This is a genomic window from Candidatus Binataceae bacterium (assembly GCA_035650475.1).
In the GTDB taxonomy this organism is placed as follows: domain Bacteria; phylum Desulfobacterota; class Binatia; order Binatales; family Binataceae; genus JAKAVN01.
Map to the genome: position 1 here is coordinate 201403 of DASRHP010000009.1, position 16876 is coordinate 218278.

The following is a 16876-nucleotide window of genomic DNA, read 5'->3' on the forward strand; positions in this document are numbered from 1 at the left end:
GCCCGCGCGACAAAGTTCATTTACACCCCCACCGTGCGCTGATAGCCTCATCTGTTGGAAGCGCGATGAGTCCCCGGCGTGTAGCCAAAGCGATGGGGTTGTTCGGGGCTGCGGCACTGGCCGTGGTTTTCGTCGTCGCGGTTTGGGTCGTGCACCATCGCAGCTCCTCTTCCGCGGCCGCCTTGCGCCAGGCAGTGAATCTGGTGCCTGGAGCGCTGCTCCACGCGCACAACTTCAAGTGGACCCAGATGAAAGGCGGGCAGAGCCAGTGGCGGCTGAGCGCGCGCGATGCCAGCTACGCCAAGGACAAGACCTCGCTGATGCTGACTGACGCGGCGCTCTCGATGGTTGCCGCGGACGGCAAGGAGGTCGCGGTCAACGCGCCGCACGCCGAGATCTCGGTGACCGGCAATCACGTCAACAGCGCGCGCCTAAGCGGCGGGCTTACGATCAACTACGGCAATTTCGTGTTGAGCACTCCCGAAGCGACCTTCGTCCCCGACAAGGACATCCTGACCGCGCCCGGCGTGGTCAAGGTTGTGGGCGAAGGGCTGACCGTCACCGGCGTTGGGCTCAGCGGCCATCCCAAGGAACGCAGCTTCACCCTGCTTAACCAGACCAACACCGTGGTGGTTCCCAAAACGACCCGTGACAACAAATCCGGCAAGTTGTGATTGTGTACCCGCCCGGCGCCGCCGCGCACTTGCGGCCGCGTTGAACGGATTGTGCGCCGCCGCGCTGGTGCTTGCGCCAATAGGGCTTGTGCCGGGACGGGCGCGCGCCCAGGAGTCCGCGCCCGAGCCGCCGAGCACGGATGCCGGGCCCGGTTTCGCGAGCACGCTGCCCGAAGCCGGCGGCGGGCTGCCCGATGTCGGCAGCGTGACCTCCGCGTTCGCAGCGGATTCGTCCGCGACGTCCAGCCCGGCGCCGCCTGCCAACCTCGGCGACAGCGTGCGCAAGCCTGCCGGCGCGGCGGGCGCCGACGCATCGGCGTCCGCCGCGTCGGCGGCAGCCTCCACCCCGGCGGGCGCGGCTGGCTCCGTCGCTGGCGGCGGCGCCCCCGCGACCGGCTCAATCACGCAGGCGGCGGCCACGCCGCCTGCGCCTGCGACGGCGCAGAAGGGCGAACGCAGCCCCGGCGATCGGGCGCATCCCGTGGCCGCCGCCAGCGCGCCGTCCGCAGGGCAGGCCTCGAGCGCGGACGCCAAGGACGCCACGGCAGAGCAAGGCAATCCGTTCTCTGCCCTCCAGCTCTCGTCCGGCCACGGTCCCATCGACATCAAATCGGACACCCTGGAGCTCGACTATAAGGGCAACAGCGTTACCTTCCGCGGGCACGTGCGTGCGGTCCAGGCCGACGCGGTGCTCACCAGTGATTCGCTCAAGGTGCTCTACGGTAAGGATTTTCATGAAGTCAAAGAGATGTTCGCCGACGGCAATGTGCGGATGAGCCAAGGCACGCGCTGGGCAACCGGCGATCATGCGGTGCTCGACCAGACCGCGCATACAGTCGTCCTGACCGGCAACCCGGTCGTGCACGACGGCGAGGATCAGGTCGCCGGCACCCGGATTACGGTCCATCTTGACTCGGGCAAGAGCGAAGTTCAGGGCGCCCGCGCAGTCCTATTCCCTAAGCAGCAGCAAACCCGCGATAATAAGGGAGCGCCCGCCGCTCAGCAGCTTTAGGCGGGGCCTTCGCTATGCCTCCGGAGTTGAAACTCGGCCAGGATCTGCGGCTGCGCCAGCAGCTGGTGATGACGCCGCAGCTCCAGCAGGCGATCAAGATTCTTCAGCTCTCGCTGCCCGAGCTGGAGGCGGTCGTCCAGAGCGAGTTGGAATCCAACCCGCTGCTCGAGATGGTCGAGGAACGCAGCCCGACCGCCACTGCCGCCGACGACACGATGGCCGCCGCGCCGGAGGCCGCGCCCGCCGGCGAGCCGGACCTGCTGCCGCCTGAGCCCGAGGCGGGCGCGGCGGAAGTGGAGCCGGAATGGAACGGCAATGGCGACGAGCAGCCGGCGGTCGAGGGCTCGGCCAGCGAGGCACGCGACGCCGCGCTCGAGATCAAGGAGGATCGCCTCGACAATCTCGACTGGCGCGAGTACCTCGAAAATTACTCCAACAACTGGCAGGACACGCGCGAGGCCGAGGCCGACGACGAGCGGCGCCAGACGCTCGAGAACACGCTCACCCGCCGCACCTCGCTCGAAGAGCATCTGATGTGGCAGCTCAGGATGTCCTCGCTCGATCACGACGAGCAGCTCATCGCCGCCACCATCATCTACAACCTCAGCGACGACGGCTACCTCGAAACGCCGCTCGAGGAGCTGGCACGCCAGCTCGAAACCGAGCCCGCGCGAATCGAGCAGGTGCTGCGCCGGGTACAGCGCTTCGACCCGCCCGGAGTTGCGGCGCGCGACCTGCGCGAGTGCCTGTATCTGCAGCTGATCAACCTTGGGATGGAGGAGTCGCTAGCCGCGCGCATCGTGCTCAATCATCTCGAGCTGCTCGAAAAGCACCGCTACGCCGAGATCGCCAAGGCGCTCGGTGTGCCGCTGGAGGCGGTGGGGCAAGCGGCCAAGATCATCTCGCTGCTCGAGCCCAAGCCGGGGCGCGACTATGGCGGGCAGGAGCCGGCCTACATCGTGCCCGACGTCTTCATCCACAAGATGGGCGCCGACTACGTGGTGCTGCTCAACGAGGGGGCGGTGCCGCGGCTGCGGCTGGCGGGCTACTACCAGCGCGTGCTCAACGACGGCGCGGCGGGCGCCGAGGCCAAGGAATATCTCCAGGAGCGGCTGCGCTCGGCGCGCTGGCTGGTCAAGTCGATCTACCAGCGCCAGCAGACCATCTTCAAGGTCGCAAACTCGATCGTGAAGTTCCAGCGTGCCTTCTTCGACCACGGCATCACCCATCTGCGCCCGTTGGTGCTCAAGGACGTTGCCGAAGATATCGGGATGCATGAATCGACGATCAGCCGGGCGACCGCCAACAAGTACGCCCACACCCCGCAGGGCATTTTCGAGCTCAAATTCTTTTTTACCTCGGGCGTCAAGGCGGCCAGCGGCGAGGACGTGAGCGCCGAGACAGTCAAGGAGAAGATCCGTACGATGGTGGCGGGCGAGTCGCAGAACAATCCGCTCTCCGACCAGGCGATCGCGGAGATTCTCCGCCGCGACCAGATCAATATCGCTCGCCGCACCGTGGCCAAGTATCGTCAGGCCCTCGGCATCCTGCCCTCCGCTCGGCGCAAGAAGGTTAGCTGAGAAGCTTCTTCGATTGGTGTCCTTTTTGGGGCGGTGAGGCCGGCTATGAAAGCACGCACAGGCAAACGCAGTCGGACGGTCGAACGTCGGGCGCGCCGGCGCGCGCAACTCAACGCGCGCCCCCAGGCCGAGGTCACGGTCACTTTCCGTCACGTCGAACCGACCGCCGCCATCCGGTTGTATGCCGAACGCAAGCTCGCCCGCGTGGCGCAGTCACTCAAGCGCCCCTGCGCCGTGCACCTGATCCTGGAGGTCGACAAGTACCGCCAGCGCGGCGAAGTTACGGTAAAATCCGGCCGCCTTGCGGTGGTTGCGGCGCAGGGAGAAACCAAGGATCTCTACTCGGTCATCGACCTGCTCGCGGCCAAGGTCGGGCGCCAGCTCAAGGCCCATCTGGAGAAGATCCAGACGCGCAAATGGCGCGCTCCGTCAGCTCCGGAGCTGCTCAGCGCGGTGGAGGAGGCCGAGAGTAGCCCGCGCTCGTAGCGGTCGCGCAAGCAGTATCGCGGGGCTCGACCACCGGCCGCCGGCGGCGGGCATCGCGTTGCATCCGGCTCGCCCGAGCCGGCCTTCGATGCAATAATCAGCGGTGCTGATCAGGCCATGAAAATCACGGATATCCTCAACCCCGAGATGGTGTTGCCCGAGCTCAAGGGTGCGAATAAGGCCGACGTCCTGCGCGAGCTTGCCGCCTATCTCGTGAGCAAACACGGCGCGCTGGACGCCGAGATGCTCGCGGCCGTACTGGCCGAGCGCGAGCGGCTGGGCTCGACCGCGATCGGCGACGGCATTGCGATCCCACATGGCAAAATCGCCGGCATCGACCATATCATCGGCATCTTCGGGCGCCACCGCCGCGGCGTCGATTTCGACTCGCTCGATGGTCGCCCGACCCATCTGTTCTTTCTGCTGGTTGCGCCCGAAGATTCCGCCAGTCTCCATCTCAAGGCGCTGGCGCGCGTCTCGCGCCTGATGAAGGACGCGGGCTTCCGCACCCGCCTGATGAACGCCTCCGACGCGCCCGAGATCTTCCGCCTGATAAAGGAGGAAGACGCCCGGCACTGAGGCGGAGGTTGCCGGAGCGCCGCAGACTCCGATGGCCGCACGGCCAGCGCAGCCCCGCACAGGGGACGCCGATGCGTCCGCACCCCGCCGTCCGCGCCTGGTGATCGTGACCGGCGTCTCGGGCTCGGGCCGCGCCTCCGCGATGCGCGTGCTCGAAGATCTCGGCTTCTATTGCGTGGACAATCTGCCGGTCGCGCTGGCGTCTTCGGTGATGCGGCTTGCGACCGAGCGCGACCCCGGCCTGCGCGCAGTGGCGCTCGGCATCGACGCCCGCGAGCGGCTGTTTTTTCCGCAGTGGCCGCGCGTCTTCGCCGACCTCGAGCGCGACGGCTTCCATCCCGAGGTGCTCTTCCTCGACGCCTCCGACGAGGTCCTGGTGCGCCGCTACTCGGAAAGCCGCCGGCCCCATCCCTTCGTCACCGACAGCGGCGCCTCGGTCGTCGAGGGCATCCGGCGCGAGCGCCTGGCGCTGGCCGAGATGCGCGAGCGCGCCGATCGCGTGATCGACACCAGCGCGCTGAGCGTTCACGAGCTGCGGGCGGTGCTGACCGCGGCGATGATGGGCGCTGCGGGCGGCGCCGCTATGACCGTCGCGCTGGTCTCCTTCGGCTACAAGTATGGCCTCCCGGTCGGGATGGACCTGGTGATGGACGTGCGCTTCCTGCCCAATCCGTTCTTCGTCCCCGAGCTCAAGCCGCTGGACGGGACCGACTCGCGGGTGCGCGAATACGTGATGGGCCATCCGGAGGCTCGCCGCTTCATCGACGAATTTGCCCGTTTGCTCGGCTTTCTCATCCCGCTGTACCGGCGCGAGGGCAAGAGCTACCTGACGATCGGCCTTGGATGCACCGGCGGGCGCCATCGCTCGCCCACCCTGGCGCTGGAGCTGGCGCACCGGCTGGAAGGGGAGGGCACGGCGGTCCAGGTGCGCCACCAGGACATCACCCGCTAGGCGAGCCGCTCGATAATTGCGACCGCGCGCGCTTGTCAGCATACCGAGGCGCTCCGTATCATTCTTGACTGCCCGCCATCGCGGGCCTGCGATGGCCGCCATCAGTCCGATTCCAACGCCACAACCGCAACCCCGCCGCCTGCTTACCCCGATGGTGGTGGTCAGAATCGCGATCGTCGCGTTTCTGATCGTCGGTTCGGGCTTTCTGCTGTGGACGCACGCCGAGTGGTTCGAGAACCCCGAGCTGGTCAAAGTCGAGGTCCTGCGTTGGGGATTTTGGGGACCGCTCGCCTACATGCTGCTCTACGCCGTGGGGCCGTCGTTCCTGGTGCCGGGGGCGGTGATGACGATCGCGGGCGGACTGGCGTTTGGGACGCTGTGGGGCTCGATATATTCGCTCATCGGCGCCGACGCGGGCGCGCTGGTCGCCTTCGGCGCCGGGCGCTTCCTGGGGCGCTCGTTCGTGCGGCGAGTAGTCGGCGGGCGCTTCGAGAAACTGCTCGGACACATCGAGCGCTACGGCTTTCAGATCATTTTCTATCTGCGGCTGGTGCCGGTGATCCCGTACAACGCGCTCAACCTGCTTGCCGGCGCTTCGCCGATCACTTTTCGCGACTACTTGTGGGCGAGCGTGATCGGGATGGTACCGGGCACGATCCTGTTCGCCTTTCTGGGCGACGCGCTATGGCACCCGACCTCGCCCAAATTCTTCGTCGCGCTCGGGCTCATCGGGATCTGCTTCGCGGCGGGCGAGCTGGCGCGCCGGCGCGGCTGGCTGCCCGGCGGCCAGGCCGCGGAAGACGGCTGAGGCGCCTTGGGCATCCTTCGAGCATGCGACCCGCGCGTTGCTCGAAAGCGCGGCGCAAGGTCGCTCGAGCTGCGCGCGGCAACCTCGCTCGCCCGGCTTTTGAAGGATACCAGCCGCCGCTTACGAAAGGCGCGCGATGCTCGCCGAGAGCTGCAACTGATTCGCCGAAGGCATGCGGACTGGCGACGTCAAGGACGCAAGGGCGTGGCTCGACGAACCAGGGCATAGGCCTCTCGATTCCAGCGCCACGCCCGCGGGTGGACATCCGGCGGGCAGCCGACGTAAAGATCGCTCCGTGGCGCTCGCATCATCGCTGGTCGGTACGGCGTCGGAGATGGCGGTGACCGAAGTCGATACCGGATGGACGATGGCATACGCAGCCGGGCTCGGCGACGCCTGGCCGTGCTACCTCGATACGACCCGCGAGCGCGGCGTCGTCGCCCATCCGATGTTCAGCGTCGCGATCGAGTGGCCGGCGATGCTGCATATCATCCAGGCCCTGCGCGAGGCGGGTTTCTCGCGGGTTGAGATGCTGCGTCGGGTGCATGCCACCGACGACGTGATTGTGCATCGGTTGATCCGTCCGCCCGAGCGCCTGCTTACCCGCGCGACGCTGGCCGGGATCGAGCGTCGCGGCGCAGGTGCCTACCAGCTCACGCGCTTCGACACTTTCGACGAGAACGGCGCGCCGGTATGCACGACGTGGTACGGCAACCTGTACCGCGGGATCGACGTGGCGGGTCCCGACCGTCCGCCGCTCGACGCCCCCGCTGCGCTTGCGCCATCGACAATGAAGTCCGCGCCGCGTGCGAGCTTCGCGATTCCGATTACGCCGGTTGCCGCACTGGTCTATAACGCGGGCGCGCGGCTAGGCAACGCGATCAACATCCACACTGACGCGGCGACCGCCAAAAGCGCTGGGCTGCCCGGACCGATCCTGCATGGCACGGCGACACTCGCGATGGCGGTTTCGCGCGTGGTCGCGGCCGAGGCCTGCGGCGACCCGACGCGCGTCGCGCGGATCCATGCGCGCTTCGGCGCGATGGTGCTGATGCCGTCACAGCTCGAGTTGCGGATCACGGCGCGCGAACGAACCAGCGCCGGCGAGACGGTCTTTTTCGAAGTGATCAATGGCGAAGGCGGCCGTGCGATCCGCGACGGCTTCGTGGTCCTGCGCGTGTAGCGCTCGTTGGAAGGCCGAGGGAGAAGCGCTGTCCTCCGCTGCATTGCGCGCAGCGATCGCGTCTAGTTCGGCGACGTTATCCAGTCGTGCTTGCGCCAATGGGTCAGCAACGTGTTGAGATAGCTCTGCGCCGCCGCATCCATCCAGCCTCCGGAAAAATGCGAACTCAGGCAGCCGAACAGCATCCAGTCCTGATTCGTCGCAGGTTTAGCGGTGATTGGATTAAGAAAGTTGTGCGGCGATACCCCACCGGGATTCGACAGATAGGCCGAAACGTCGGCGCTGTAGGTATTGGGCAAATGATCAGCGCTGGCGAAATAAGGCGCTTGGTCGCCGTTCATGCAAGCGCGCTGGCTGGCGAAACGAAACTCGGCCGAGAAAGTGGTCGAGTATTCCATCATCGGCCACGTCATCGTTGCGTAGAAAACCTTGGTCTGAAAATCCCCCCACGACTGGTAGCAGCAGTTCTCGCAGATGTAACCGAAGAGATTAACATCACGGTTGCGGCACTCGGACAAAGTTGTGCGCCGATCGCCGCCCGAATGCCACTGGACCCAGGAGCCGTTTTCGCTCGTCGCCTGCGCGCGCACAGCGTCCTCGTCGATTCCGTACTTGCAGGCTGCGAGGCGAAAGATGTTCCAGGTCGATCCGGTGTACTGCCCGGTGATTTTGCGGAACCAGAAATCGTTGTTCCAACTCGAGTTTAGATCGAAAGTGTCGATGCCATTAATCAGCCGCTCCAGGTCCGCCGGCCGCGCCCGCGTCTGGTTGACCGGCGAAGTAATGCCGATATTTAGATCGTCCACGTGGGTGGCCTGGTTCGCGGGAATCGTTTCGTCGGCGTCGCTGAGCATTGCCGCGCATTCGGCGTCCGTGGGCACGCTCGTACTTCCGTCGGCGAAGCGTCCCGTGCCAGGCTCGGTGCCGAAATGCAGGCTCGGCGTCGGTGCCGGACTGGGGTTTTCGAACACGTAGCTGGTGCTGGTAGTGGCGAGAATCACCTCGTTGGGTTGGGCGGAATGGGCTTCGATTTTCACGGTGTGGCGGCCGTTTGGATAATCATCGGTCGATAGCAATTCCTGGCCGACGCCGAATTCAATCATCGGGCCGCCATCAACGAACATCGCTTCGTGGTTTACGCCGGCACAGGTATCCGAGGTGTGGATCGCAACGTCGCCGCTGAGCGTGCTGCCGGACGTGGGCGAGATAATGACCAGGCAGATTGGATTTGGCGTCGGCATGGCACTGGGCGTAGGTGTCGGACCATTCTGGACGTTCAATGTTTCGCTGGCGCTGCCCAACACGCGTGAACCGGGATTGCTAGATTGGCTCGTTACCGTGATCTGGTGGTTGCCATTGACCCATTCAACGGTCTGCCAGGTAACCGCGCCGGGAGCGAAGGCGCCAACGAACGTGTTGTCGACGAACAGCGTCTCGAACCACAGGCCCGTGCACGTATCCAACGTTGATATCGGGACTATGCCGCCGACTGCCTGTCCCGGCTGGGGCGCCGTTATCCTGATACAGGGCGTGGGCGTAGGCGTCGGGGTTGGCGTGGGAACAGGAGTTGGCTTGGGAGTCGGCGTCGCGGGTGCGATCAGGTACGCTTTGACCGACGCAGAGCCGAGCAGTCGTCCGCCGCTTCGGAACGACTTGACCGTGAGCGTGTACGTACCGAGCGCGAAATTGGAGGTCGGCCAGATGAACTGCTGCGGATTCGGTGTCGCGCATCCCAGTCCGGTCTGATTAACGTATGCGCACTCGTACCAGCGGTTCGTGCAACGATCGGAAAACACGATCGGAACCGACGGTCCTTTAAGAATCAGCGCGCCGTTGGTCGGAGAGGTGATGCGAATACACTGGCCGTGAGCTGGCGCAGTGCACGTGATCACCATCGCCACGATCGCGATGGCCTGCGAAATACGCTGCAGGGCAGAGAAGAGGAGAGCCGAATGCTTTGATCCTCCGTGCCCAAAGCCTACGCGCCGAGCGGCGCCGACAGCGCCAGGGCGAAAGTCACCATAATTCGACTGCGCGGATCGCCAGACAGGACGGGATGGGCCGGCCGACCGTATTTCGAATGGGAACACCTGCTGTCGCCCGCGAATATTGAGCACTTCCGGTGCCATCGATACCCTCAGCGAAAGCCTTGGAGCAATGCGGGCAATAAAACTAGTTCCTTCCTTGTGGTGTGCGGAAATTGAGACGCCTCTTTGACGAACAGTTACGTGCGGATTGAAACAGTCTGTCGTTCGGCGATTCAGACGTGAACTGTCGCGGGTGCCCTTGCGGCTCCGACAACAAGGTTGTGGTTCTGACCTATGCACGGCATGGGCAATACGACACTGGGCACGCTGCGATAGACAACTGGTGGCGGGCTGGCTAGATATAGCCCATGCCACTGGACTCATCGCTGGTTGGAACCACGGTTGGACCGGTTGAGGCCGAAGTCGACGCGCGCTGGGCGATGGCCTACGCGGCGGGAATCGAAGACTACCTGCCGTGCTACCTCGACACGCGCCGCCCGCACGGGATCGTCACCCATCCCGTCTTTCCGGTCTGTTTCGAATGGCCGGCGACGTATGCGCTGAGCGCCAGGCTGCGCCAATCCAGCCTGGCGCCGGCCGAGGCGGCGCGCGGCGTGCATGCGACTTACGACCTGACGCTCCATCGCCCGATTCGCCCGCCCGAGCGCTTGACCACTATGCTCACGCTGGCGGGTGTGCAGCGCCTGCGGCCGGGTGCGTACCAGCTAATGCGTTTCGAAACAGTGGACGCCGGGGGCAGGCCGGTATGCACGACTTGGTACGGCAGCATCTATCGTGGCGTCGAGGTGGCGGGTCCGGACCGCCCTGCCGTTGACACCCCCGCTCTCCCTCCTGCCGGCCTTGCGGGCGACACGCCCCGTGCGGAGATTCCGCTTGCGATTTCGCCCGGCGCCGCTCACGTCTATACCGAGTGCGCGCGCATCTGGAACCCGGTTCATACCGACGCAGCGGTTGCTGCGGCCGCCGGGTTGCCGGCGATCATCCTGCATGGCACGGCCACGATGGCGATGGCGGTGTCCAAGATCGTCACCGCCGAGGCCGCCTGCAATCCCGAGCGCGTGCGACGCGTGCGCGGGCGCTTCGCCGCGATGGTCCTGATGCCGTCGCTATTGACGGTGCGGATCAACTCGCGCATCGCGTTTGCAGGCGGCGAGTCGATCACCTTCGAAGTGTTCAACGCCGACGGCAGCCGTGCGATCCGCGACGGCTTCGTGGTCCTCGGCGATTGACAGGCGCCGCCGCGGACGGCTCATTCGGCAAGGGAGGATTTGTGCGCCGGAATGATCCGCTCTGCGATCATGGCGCACAGCGAGGCGAGCGCCCAGGCCGCCGCCGGCGCGGCGAGCGCGCCCGCCGCGGTGCCGAGGAACACCAGCCAATCCATGCTGAATGAGGGCTGGTCCGCACCGAAGCCAAAGGCGTCCACCGCGCTCAGTAACGGCACCGCCCACCATATGGCCTCGGCGATCAGAACCGCGCCGACTCCGCGGCGCAGGCCCGGCCGCAGCATCACCGCCGCGACGGCCGCGAACATGACGGCCAGCATGAACGTGCCGGCGAAGGTGCCCAGCCACAGATACGGCGGCGGCCACATCACGGACGCGATCCCGCTGGTGGCCGAGAATTGCAAAAGCGCACCGATCCCGAGCGCGCCGAGCGCGGCAAGGCCGGCCCCGAACGCTCCGCGCCGTCTCCGCAGCAGTGCGGCGATAACCAGGACGAGCAGCACCGCGCCGCCGACGGCGAACGTCTCGGCGTACTGGCGATGGCGCAGGATGAGAAAATCGCTCAGCGGCGCCTGGGTGGCGACGCGCTCAATAGCGGCAGCCGCAGGCGCATATCGCAGCGCCACGGCTGTCGCTGCGGCCAGCGCTATTGCCGCCAGCCTTGGGCCGCCGCGCGTCATAGCCAGCAACTATCCGCTTCCACCGCGGCACGGGCAATGCCCCCGCATGGACCGGCCTCGGACCGGGGTGTAGTTGTTTGTGAGGGCGGCGCAACGGCCGTCCGCAGAGTGTTATGGTTCGGATCAGGGCTGAGTGGCGGCGGCGATCAGGAATGCTGGCGGCGCGTGTGCGGTCGTGGATTGCCGCCGCCGTCGCGACGGGCCTTGCGGCCGGCATGCTCGCCGGATGCTCGTCGCAGAGCCACCAGGAAGCTTTGGGACCGCCCGCCCAGCAGCAATACTTCGACGCGCTGAAGCTCGGCAACGCCGCGGAGGCGAGCCAGATCTGGCTTCGGATGACGCCGGAGGAGCGGCTGAAGTTCGAGCGCGGGCAGGACATCCGACCCAGCGTCGCCCCCCAGCAAGTACAGCGCGCGATTGCGGAGCACTACGCCAACCAGGAAGACGACGAAGGCGACTCTGCGCCCAAGCAGATCGAGCTGGGGCCGCATGGCGGCGGCTTGCAAGACCTGCCCGCCTACCTTCAGCAATACGGCGGCTCATCCGGCGGCGCGCCGCAGTCTGCGCCCGTTGCCCCCGCCAATCACTGACGGGCGCACTGCCGCAGCTAACGGCCAAGGTGCTGGCGGACGGCGCTTCGGCACGCCAAAATCACCAAGCACCTGAATCATCGACACGGCGCTGGCGTCAACAACCTCTGACGCGCCGAGGAAGCGGAGCTACGATGGATTTCGCCTTCAGTCCCGAACAGGAGATGCTGCGCCGCACGCTGGCCGAGTTCGCCGCGCGCGAACTCGCCCCCGGGTACGCCGGACGCGATGTTGACGAGGACCTGCCGCGCTCGCTGGTACGCAAGCTCGGCGAGCTGGGGCTGCTCGCCCCGATGGCGGAGACGCGCCATGGCGGCCAAGGGCTCGACTACGTCTCGCTGGGCATCGCGCACGAGGAGATCGGCCGCGCCGACTTCAACGCCGCTTACATCCTGCTGCTCGCCGCGCTGGTCGGCGCGATCGTCAGCGCCCATGGCGACGAGCGCCAGCGCGCCGAGTTCCTGCCGCCGATCTGTCGTGGCGACGCAGTCGTCGCGCTCGGGGTGACCGAACCCGCAGGCGGCTCCGACGCCGCGCACGTCCGCCTCCAGGCGCGCCGCGACGGCGACGGCTATGTGCTCAACGGCGAAAAGACGTCGATCTCTTTCGCTTCGTGGGCCGACACGGCGCTGGTGATGGCGCGCACGGGTACGCTCGCGCAAGGCGCGCGCGGGGTCAGCGCGTTCTACGTCGATCTGCATTCACCCGGCGTCAGCCGCGCGCGCTTTCGCGACCTCGGTACCCGCGCGATCGGCCGCGGCCAGCTCTTCTTCGATTCGGTGCGCGTGCCCGCCGCCAACCGCGTCGGCGCAGAGGGCGCGGGTTTCGTCCAAGTGATGCAGGGTTTCGACTTCAGCCGTTCGCTGATCGGCCTGATGTGTATCGGGGCGGCCGAGCAGAGCGTGGACGAGACTGTCAAGTACGTCGCCGAGCGCCAGGCCTTCGGCGCGCCGCTCGCGCGCTTCGAGGGAGTGTCGTTCCCGCTTGCCGAGGCGGCGGTCAAGCTGCGCGCGGCGCGCCTGCTCTGCTACGAGGCGCTGTGGATGCGCGATCGCAATCTGCCGCACGGATGGCTGGCGGCGGGATGCAAATGGTGGGCGCCTGAGCTCGCCGTGCAGGTCATCCATCAGTGCCTGCTCCTGCACGGCCATTTGGGCTTCAGCCTCGACCTGCCCCATCAGCAGCGCCTGCGCGACGTTATCGGGCTGGAGATCGGCGACGGCACCGCCCAGATCATGAAGACGCTCGTCGCGCGCGAGATTGTCGGCAAGAGTGCCCGCCCGTACTGAGCGGTTGCCTCAGCGTACCAGACGGGCGCTAAACCGCAGACGCATGTAGTCGGCGGTCCAACGCCCGGCGCCGTCGCATAGCACGGGCCTGAGCAACTCCACCACCTCGTCGCGCGCGCCGGCGCGGCTCTGCTCGGGCAGGTGGCGGAAGAACGGCTCGCCGAACGTTTCCAGCCACCCCTCCAGCGCCGTCGGCAGCGGCGTGGGCCGCGGAATCAGCGCGATGTAATCGACTTCGAACCCGCCGCGCTCGAGCCGCCCGCGATAGTCCTCGACGGTTGGGAAATACCACGGGATCACCGCGCGGCCGTCCACGCCGTGGCGCCCGAGCACTGCGACCAGCGCCACCGTGATCGCCGCGACGCATCCATGGCCCCCCATCTCGCCGACGAAGCGTCCGCCGGGCTTCAGCGCGCGCGTCACGCCAGCGATCACCGCGTCGGGATCGTCTTTCATCCAGTGCAGCGCGGCGTTGGAAAACACGGCGTCGAACTCGGCGTCGAACGTCAGGCGCGCGCCATCCATCACGCGCGCGTCGAGTCCGCGCCGTTGCGCCGCCGCGACCATGTCTCCGGCTGCGTCGACGGCCACCACCGCTGCGCCGGCGGCCGTGATCTTCTCGGTCAGCACGCCATCACCGCATCCGAGGTCAAGAATTCGCTCTCCGGGCTGCGGCTTGAGCAGCTCGAGTACCGGCTGGCCGAGCGCGGGGACGAAATGGGCGTTGCGCGCGTAGCGCTCCGCCGTCCAGGTTTGGGCCATTTGTGATTCCGCCATCGTATAAACAATACTGGGAAGCGGGGCGCAGTGGCCACACCCGACAGCAACAGGGCCCCGAAAGAGACCCGGGTGTCCCGCGTATGGCGAGGGCTGGCCGTCCTTGCGGCAGCGATCGCGTTGGCCTGTGCCGTGGCCGCCGGCAGGTTCGCCGCCGCCCTGCGCTACGCCCGGGTCCGCGATTCCGCACAGATCGCCGCGCTGAGCGACCGGATCACCGGCCTTGAACACGACGTTGAGAACCGGCAGGACGAGGTCGCGCAGCTGCGCGAGCAAGTGAATCTCGGCGCCGAGCTTCTTGGCGCGGCGCTGGCACCGGACAGCCGGATAATCCGGATGAGCGGACTCGCGCCGGTGCCGCAGGCGAGCGCCGTGATCGTCCTCAGCAGCCGCGCGGATCACGCGATGATGCGTGTCAGCGGGCTGCCCGCGCCGCCGCCGGGAAGGATTTATGCCCTGTGGTGGATTGCGGAGGCCGGTGGCGCGCCGACGCGTGGCGCGCTGTTCCGCACCGCCTCCGACGGCACGGCGATCGTCGCCGCGACCCTGCCGCCCCCCGGCACCCGCATCGCCGCCAGCGCGATCACTCTCGAAGCGCTCAAGGGCGGCGACCGCCCAAACGGCGCGACGTATCTCAAGGGCGCCGCCAACGGACGCTAACGCGGCGCTGCGAACGCTTGCGGGGCTGTACAGCGCCTTCTACTAATTGAGTGAGGCGACGCAGGAGCGGCCACGATGCTCAAGGGAATCGACCATGTGGTGATCGCAGTTGCGGACCTGGAGCGTGCGGTCGCAGGTTTCAGCGAGCTCGGCTTCACCGTCGTCCGCGGCGGGCGCCATCCGGCCCTCGCCACCCACAACGCTCTGATCGCGTTCGCCGACGGCGCTTACTTCGAACTCATCGCCTTCCAGGCCGAATACTCGCCCCATCCATGGTTCAACGCGGTGCGCCGCGGCGGCGGGCTTACCGACTTCTGTATGCAGACCGACGACCTTGATGCGGATGTCGCAGCGTTGCGGCGCGCGGGGGCGCATATCGGCGAGCCGTTGGCGATGGAGCGCGAGCGGCCCGACGGCTACACGCTCAAGTGGGTACTGGCCGTCGCGCAGCCGCCGAGCGCCGGAAGCGTCCCGTTTCTGATCCGCGATCTCACGCCGCGCGACGAGCGCGTGCCGCGCGCGCGCAGTCATCTCAACGGTGCGGCCGCGATCCGCACGCTTACCGTCGCCGTCCGCGATGCGCGCGCCGCCGGCGCCTTCTACGCGAGCGTGCTCGGTACCCGGCACAGAGCGATTCGTCGCGACGACCTCGGCGCGGCCGGCGTGAGCGTCGCCGCCGGACCACACGAGCTGCAGTTGGTCGAGCCGGCTACCGGGCATGGGATCGTCGCACGATGGATTCGCGGCCGCGGGCCGTCGCCTGTCGAGGTCACGCTGCGCGGACGTTCGCCGCGCCCGACCCTCCTTGACCCGGCGCGGGCGCAGGGCGCCCGGATCCGGCTCTAGCGCGGCGCTCCGCGATGGCCTCAACGCCTGCAATTCCGCGCGTGCTCCTCGCCGCCACCGGCAGCGGCGCGGGCAAGACTACGGCGGTCATCGCGCTTATCGGGGCGCTGCGCGCGCGCGGGATGCGGGTGGCGGCGTTCAAGTGCGGCCCCGATTATCTCGATCCGACCTACCATCGCCGCGCCGCCGGCGCGCCCTCGCACAACCTCGACGGTTGGATGATGGGGCGCGAGGCGGTCCTCAGCACCTTTGCGCGTGCCGCCGACGGCGCCGACATCGCCGTGATCGAGGGCATGATGGGGCTGTTCGACGGCGTCGCGCCCGAGCGCGACGAAGGCTCGACGGCGGAAATCGCCAAATGGCTCGACGCGCCGGTGCTGCTGGTCGTGGACGCGTCGGGGATGGCGCGCACGGTGGCGGCGCTCGCCGCCGGCTTCAAACGCTTCGATCCGCGGCTCAACCTGGCGGGCCTGCTCTGCAACCGCGTCGGCGGTCGCGGCCATCTGGATCTCCTGCGCACGGCGTCAGCCGAGCTGCCGGTGTTGGGCGGCTTTCCGGCCGAGCCCCGCGCGGCGTTTCCCGAGCGCCATCTCGGACTGCTCAGCGCCGACGACAAGTCGGTTGCGCCGGCGCTGTTCGCGGCGTGGACGGTGCTTGCCGCCGAGTGGCTCGATCTCGACGCGATCGTCGAGCTCGCGCGCGCCGCGCCGCCGCTTGCGGCCGGCGCGGAGGAGTTATGGCCCCGGCGCGGCGCCGACGCCCCGCGATGCCGGATCGGCGTGGCCCACGATGCCGCGTTCCATTTCTACTATGAGGACAATCTGCGACGGCTCGAGCTTGCGGGCGCGGAGCTGGTGCGCTTTGCGCCCACGCGCGATCGCGAGCTGCCGCAAGTCGACGGACTTTACTTCGGCGGCGGCTATCCGGAAGCCTGTGCGCGCGAGCTTTCCGGCAATCAGGCGATGCTCGACGCGGTGCGCGGCTTTGTGCGGCGCGGCGGGCCAATCTACGCCGAGTGCGGCGGCCTGATGTACCTGGCCGACGCGATCCGCACGCTCGACGGCCGACGCTGGCCGATGGCGGGAATCGTCGGCGGCGAGGCCGTGATGGCGGATAGACTCCAGGCGCTGGGCTATGTCGAGGTCGAAACGCGCGCGGATTCGATCGTCGGACCGGCCGGGATGCGCCTGCGGGGCCATCAGTTCCGTTACTCCACACTTAAGCCAGCCCCGCCGGCGAGGTTCGCGCGCGTGTACTCGGTGAGCCCGCGATGGGGCGGCGCGACGTTCGACGAAGGCTACCGCACGGGCGGCGTGCTCGCCTCTTACGTGCATGTGCATTGGGCGTCGAATCCGCAGGCGGCCGGGCATTTCGTCGATTCCTGCGCGCGCTGGCGTGCGAATCGGATGGGCGAGCACGGAGGCCTGCCCCGCTGAGGCGGTGAGACGCGTCACCGCCAGCGAGACATCGGCGGAGCGAAAACATA

Annotated in this window: 17 protein-coding genes; 14 read left to right on the forward strand and 3 right to left on the reverse strand. The window is 67.4% G+C overall.

What is annotated here, in order from left to right:
• The first annotated feature begins 65 nt into the window (after nt 1-65).
• The 8 genes from lptC (at nt 66) to VFB33_07230 (ending at nt 7274) form a co-directional block, all read left to right on the forward strand.
• Nucleotides 66-674, forward strand: coding sequence for an LPS export ABC transporter periplasmic protein LptC (gene lptC / locus VFB33_07195; protein HZO81467.1), 609 nt, complete (start codon nt 66-68; stop codon nt 672-674).
• Nucleotides 675-723: 49 nt separating this feature from the next.
• Entirely contained in the window at nt 724-1686 is a 963-nt protein-coding gene (locus tag VFB33_07200) for an LptA/OstA family protein (protein HZO81468.1), read from the forward strand.
• 14 nt (nt 1687-1700) lie between these two features.
• On the forward strand, nt 1701-3266 hold the full coding sequence (gene rpoN, locus VFB33_07205) for an RNA polymerase factor sigma-54 (GenBank protein HZO81469.1): 1566 nt from the start codon (nt 1701-1703) through the stop codon (nt 3264-3266).
• Between the two features lie 45 nt (nt 3267-3311).
• A complete protein-coding gene (gene raiA / locus VFB33_07210; GenBank protein HZO81470.1) occupies nt 3312-3752 on the forward strand; it encodes a ribosome-associated translation inhibitor RaiA in 441 nt (146 codons plus the stop codon).
• Between the two features lie 117 nt (nt 3753-3869).
• Entirely contained in the window at nt 3870-4331 is a 462-nt protein-coding gene (locus tag VFB33_07215; GenBank protein HZO81471.1) for a PTS sugar transporter subunit IIA, read from the forward strand.
• A gap of 31 nt (nt 4332-4362) precedes the next feature.
• Nucleotides 4363-5283, forward strand: a complete 921-nt coding sequence (gene rapZ, locus VFB33_07220; GenBank protein HZO81472.1) for an RNase adapter RapZ — start codon at nt 4363-4365, stop codon at nt 5281-5283.
• A gap of 91 nt (nt 5284-5374) precedes the next feature.
• Nucleotides 5375-6091 (forward strand): TVP38/TMEM64 family protein, encoded by a 717-nt coding sequence (locus VFB33_07225; protein ID HZO81473.1) that lies wholly within the window; start codon nt 5375-5377, stop codon nt 6089-6091.
• A 295-nt stretch (nt 6092-6386) separates the two neighbouring features.
• Nucleotides 6387-7274, forward strand: coding sequence for a MaoC/PaaZ C-terminal domain-containing protein (locus VFB33_07230; GenBank protein HZO81474.1), 888 nt, complete (start codon nt 6387-6389; stop codon nt 7272-7274).
• 62 nt (nt 7275-7336) lie between these two features.
• On the opposite strand, the gene VFB33_07235 is transcribed toward VFB33_07230, so the two are convergent.
• Nucleotides 7337-9403: a hypothetical protein gene (locus VFB33_07235; protein ID HZO81475.1), complete on the reverse strand. Its 2067-nt coding sequence runs from the start codon at nt 9401-9403 to the stop codon at nt 7337-7339.
• 266 nt (nt 9404-9669) lie between these two features.
• Between VFB33_07235 and VFB33_07240 the strand changes: the two genes are divergently transcribed.
• Entirely contained in the window at nt 9670-10551 is an 882-nt protein-coding gene (locus VFB33_07240) for a MaoC/PaaZ C-terminal domain-containing protein (GenBank protein ID HZO81476.1), read from the forward strand.
• A 20-nt stretch (nt 10552-10571) separates the two neighbouring features.
• Here VFB33_07240 and VFB33_07245 read toward each other — a convergent pair whose 3' ends face one another.
• A complete protein-coding gene (locus tag VFB33_07245; protein HZO81477.1) occupies nt 10572-11174 on the reverse strand; it encodes a hypothetical protein in 603 nt (200 codons plus the stop codon).
• Between the two features lie 206 nt (nt 11175-11380).
• Here VFB33_07245 and VFB33_07250 point away from each other — a divergent pair, with 206 nt between their 5' ends.
• On the forward strand, nt 11381-11818 hold the full coding sequence (locus VFB33_07250; protein HZO81478.1) for a hypothetical protein: 438 nt from the start codon (nt 11381-11383) through the stop codon (nt 11816-11818).
• Nucleotides 11819-11952: 134 nt separating this feature from the next.
• Complete coding sequence (locus VFB33_07255; GenBank protein HZO81479.1) at nt 11953-13107, forward strand: acyl-CoA dehydrogenase family protein; 1155 nt, start codon at nt 11953-11955, stop codon at nt 13105-13107.
• 9 nt (nt 13108-13116) lie between these two features.
• On the opposite strand, the gene VFB33_07260 is transcribed toward VFB33_07255, so the two are convergent.
• Entirely contained in the window at nt 13117-13869 is a 753-nt protein-coding gene (locus VFB33_07260) for a methyltransferase domain-containing protein (protein HZO81480.1), read from the reverse strand.
• 18 nt (nt 13870-13887) lie between these two features.
• Here VFB33_07260 and VFB33_07265 point away from each other — a divergent pair, with 18 nt between their 5' ends.
• The 3 genes from VFB33_07265 (at nt 13888) to VFB33_07275 (ending at nt 16826) form a co-directional block, all read left to right on the forward strand.
• Nucleotides 13888-14544 (forward strand): anti-sigma factor, encoded by a 657-nt coding sequence (locus VFB33_07265; GenBank protein ID HZO81481.1) that lies wholly within the window; start codon nt 13888-13890, stop codon nt 14542-14544.
• 75 nt (nt 14545-14619) lie between these two features.
• Entirely contained in the window at nt 14620-15390 is a 771-nt protein-coding gene (locus VFB33_07270; GenBank protein ID HZO81482.1) for a VOC family protein, read from the forward strand.
• A gap of 14 nt (nt 15391-15404) precedes the next feature.
• Nucleotides 15405-16826: a cobyrinate a,c-diamide synthase gene (locus tag VFB33_07275; protein HZO81483.1), complete on the forward strand. Its 1422-nt coding sequence runs from the start codon at nt 15405-15407 to the stop codon at nt 16824-16826.
• Nucleotides 16827-16876: the final 50 nt, after the last annotated feature.

Coding starts and splice junctions, on each gene's coding strand:
- VFB33_07260 (HZO81480.1), bottom strand. CDS start 13,869: ATGGCCCAAACCTGGACGGCGGAGCGCTACGCGCGCAACGCCCATTTC.
- VFB33_07275 (HZO81483.1), top strand. CDS start 15,405: ATGGCCTCAACGCCTGCAATTCCGCGCGTGCTCCTCGCCGCCACCGGC.
- VFB33_07235 (HZO81475.1), bottom strand. CDS start 9,403: ATGGCACCGGAAGTGCTCAATATTCGCGGGCGACAGCAGGTGTTCCCA.
- rapZ (HZO81472.1), top strand. CDS start 4,363: ATGGCCGCACGGCCAGCGCAGCCCCGCACAGGGGACGCCGATGCGTCC.
- VFB33_07215 (HZO81471.1), top strand. CDS start 3,870: ATGAAAATCACGGATATCCTCAACCCCGAGATGGTGTTGCCCGAGCTC.
- VFB33_07250 (HZO81478.1), top strand. CDS start 11,381: ATGCTGGCGGCGCGTGTGCGGTCGTGGATTGCCGCCGCCGTCGCGACG.
- raiA (HZO81470.1), top strand. CDS start 3,312: ATGAAAGCACGCACAGGCAAACGCAGTCGGACGGTCGAACGTCGGGCG.
- rpoN (HZO81469.1), top strand. CDS start 1,701: ATGCCTCCGGAGTTGAAACTCGGCCAGGATCTGCGGCTGCGCCAGCAG.
- VFB33_07240 (HZO81476.1), top strand. CDS start 9,670: ATGCCACTGGACTCATCGCTGGTTGGAACCACGGTTGGACCGGTTGAG.
- VFB33_07270 (HZO81482.1), top strand. CDS start 14,620: ATGCTCAAGGGAATCGACCATGTGGTGATCGCAGTTGCGGACCTGGAG.
- VFB33_07225 (HZO81473.1), top strand. CDS start 5,375: ATGGCCGCCATCAGTCCGATTCCAACGCCACAACCGCAACCCCGCCGC.
- lptC (HZO81467.1), top strand. CDS start 66: ATGAGTCCCCGGCGTGTAGCCAAAGCGATGGGGTTGTTCGGGGCTGCG.
- VFB33_07255 (HZO81479.1), top strand. CDS start 11,953: ATGGATTTCGCCTTCAGTCCCGAACAGGAGATGCTGCGCCGCACGCTG.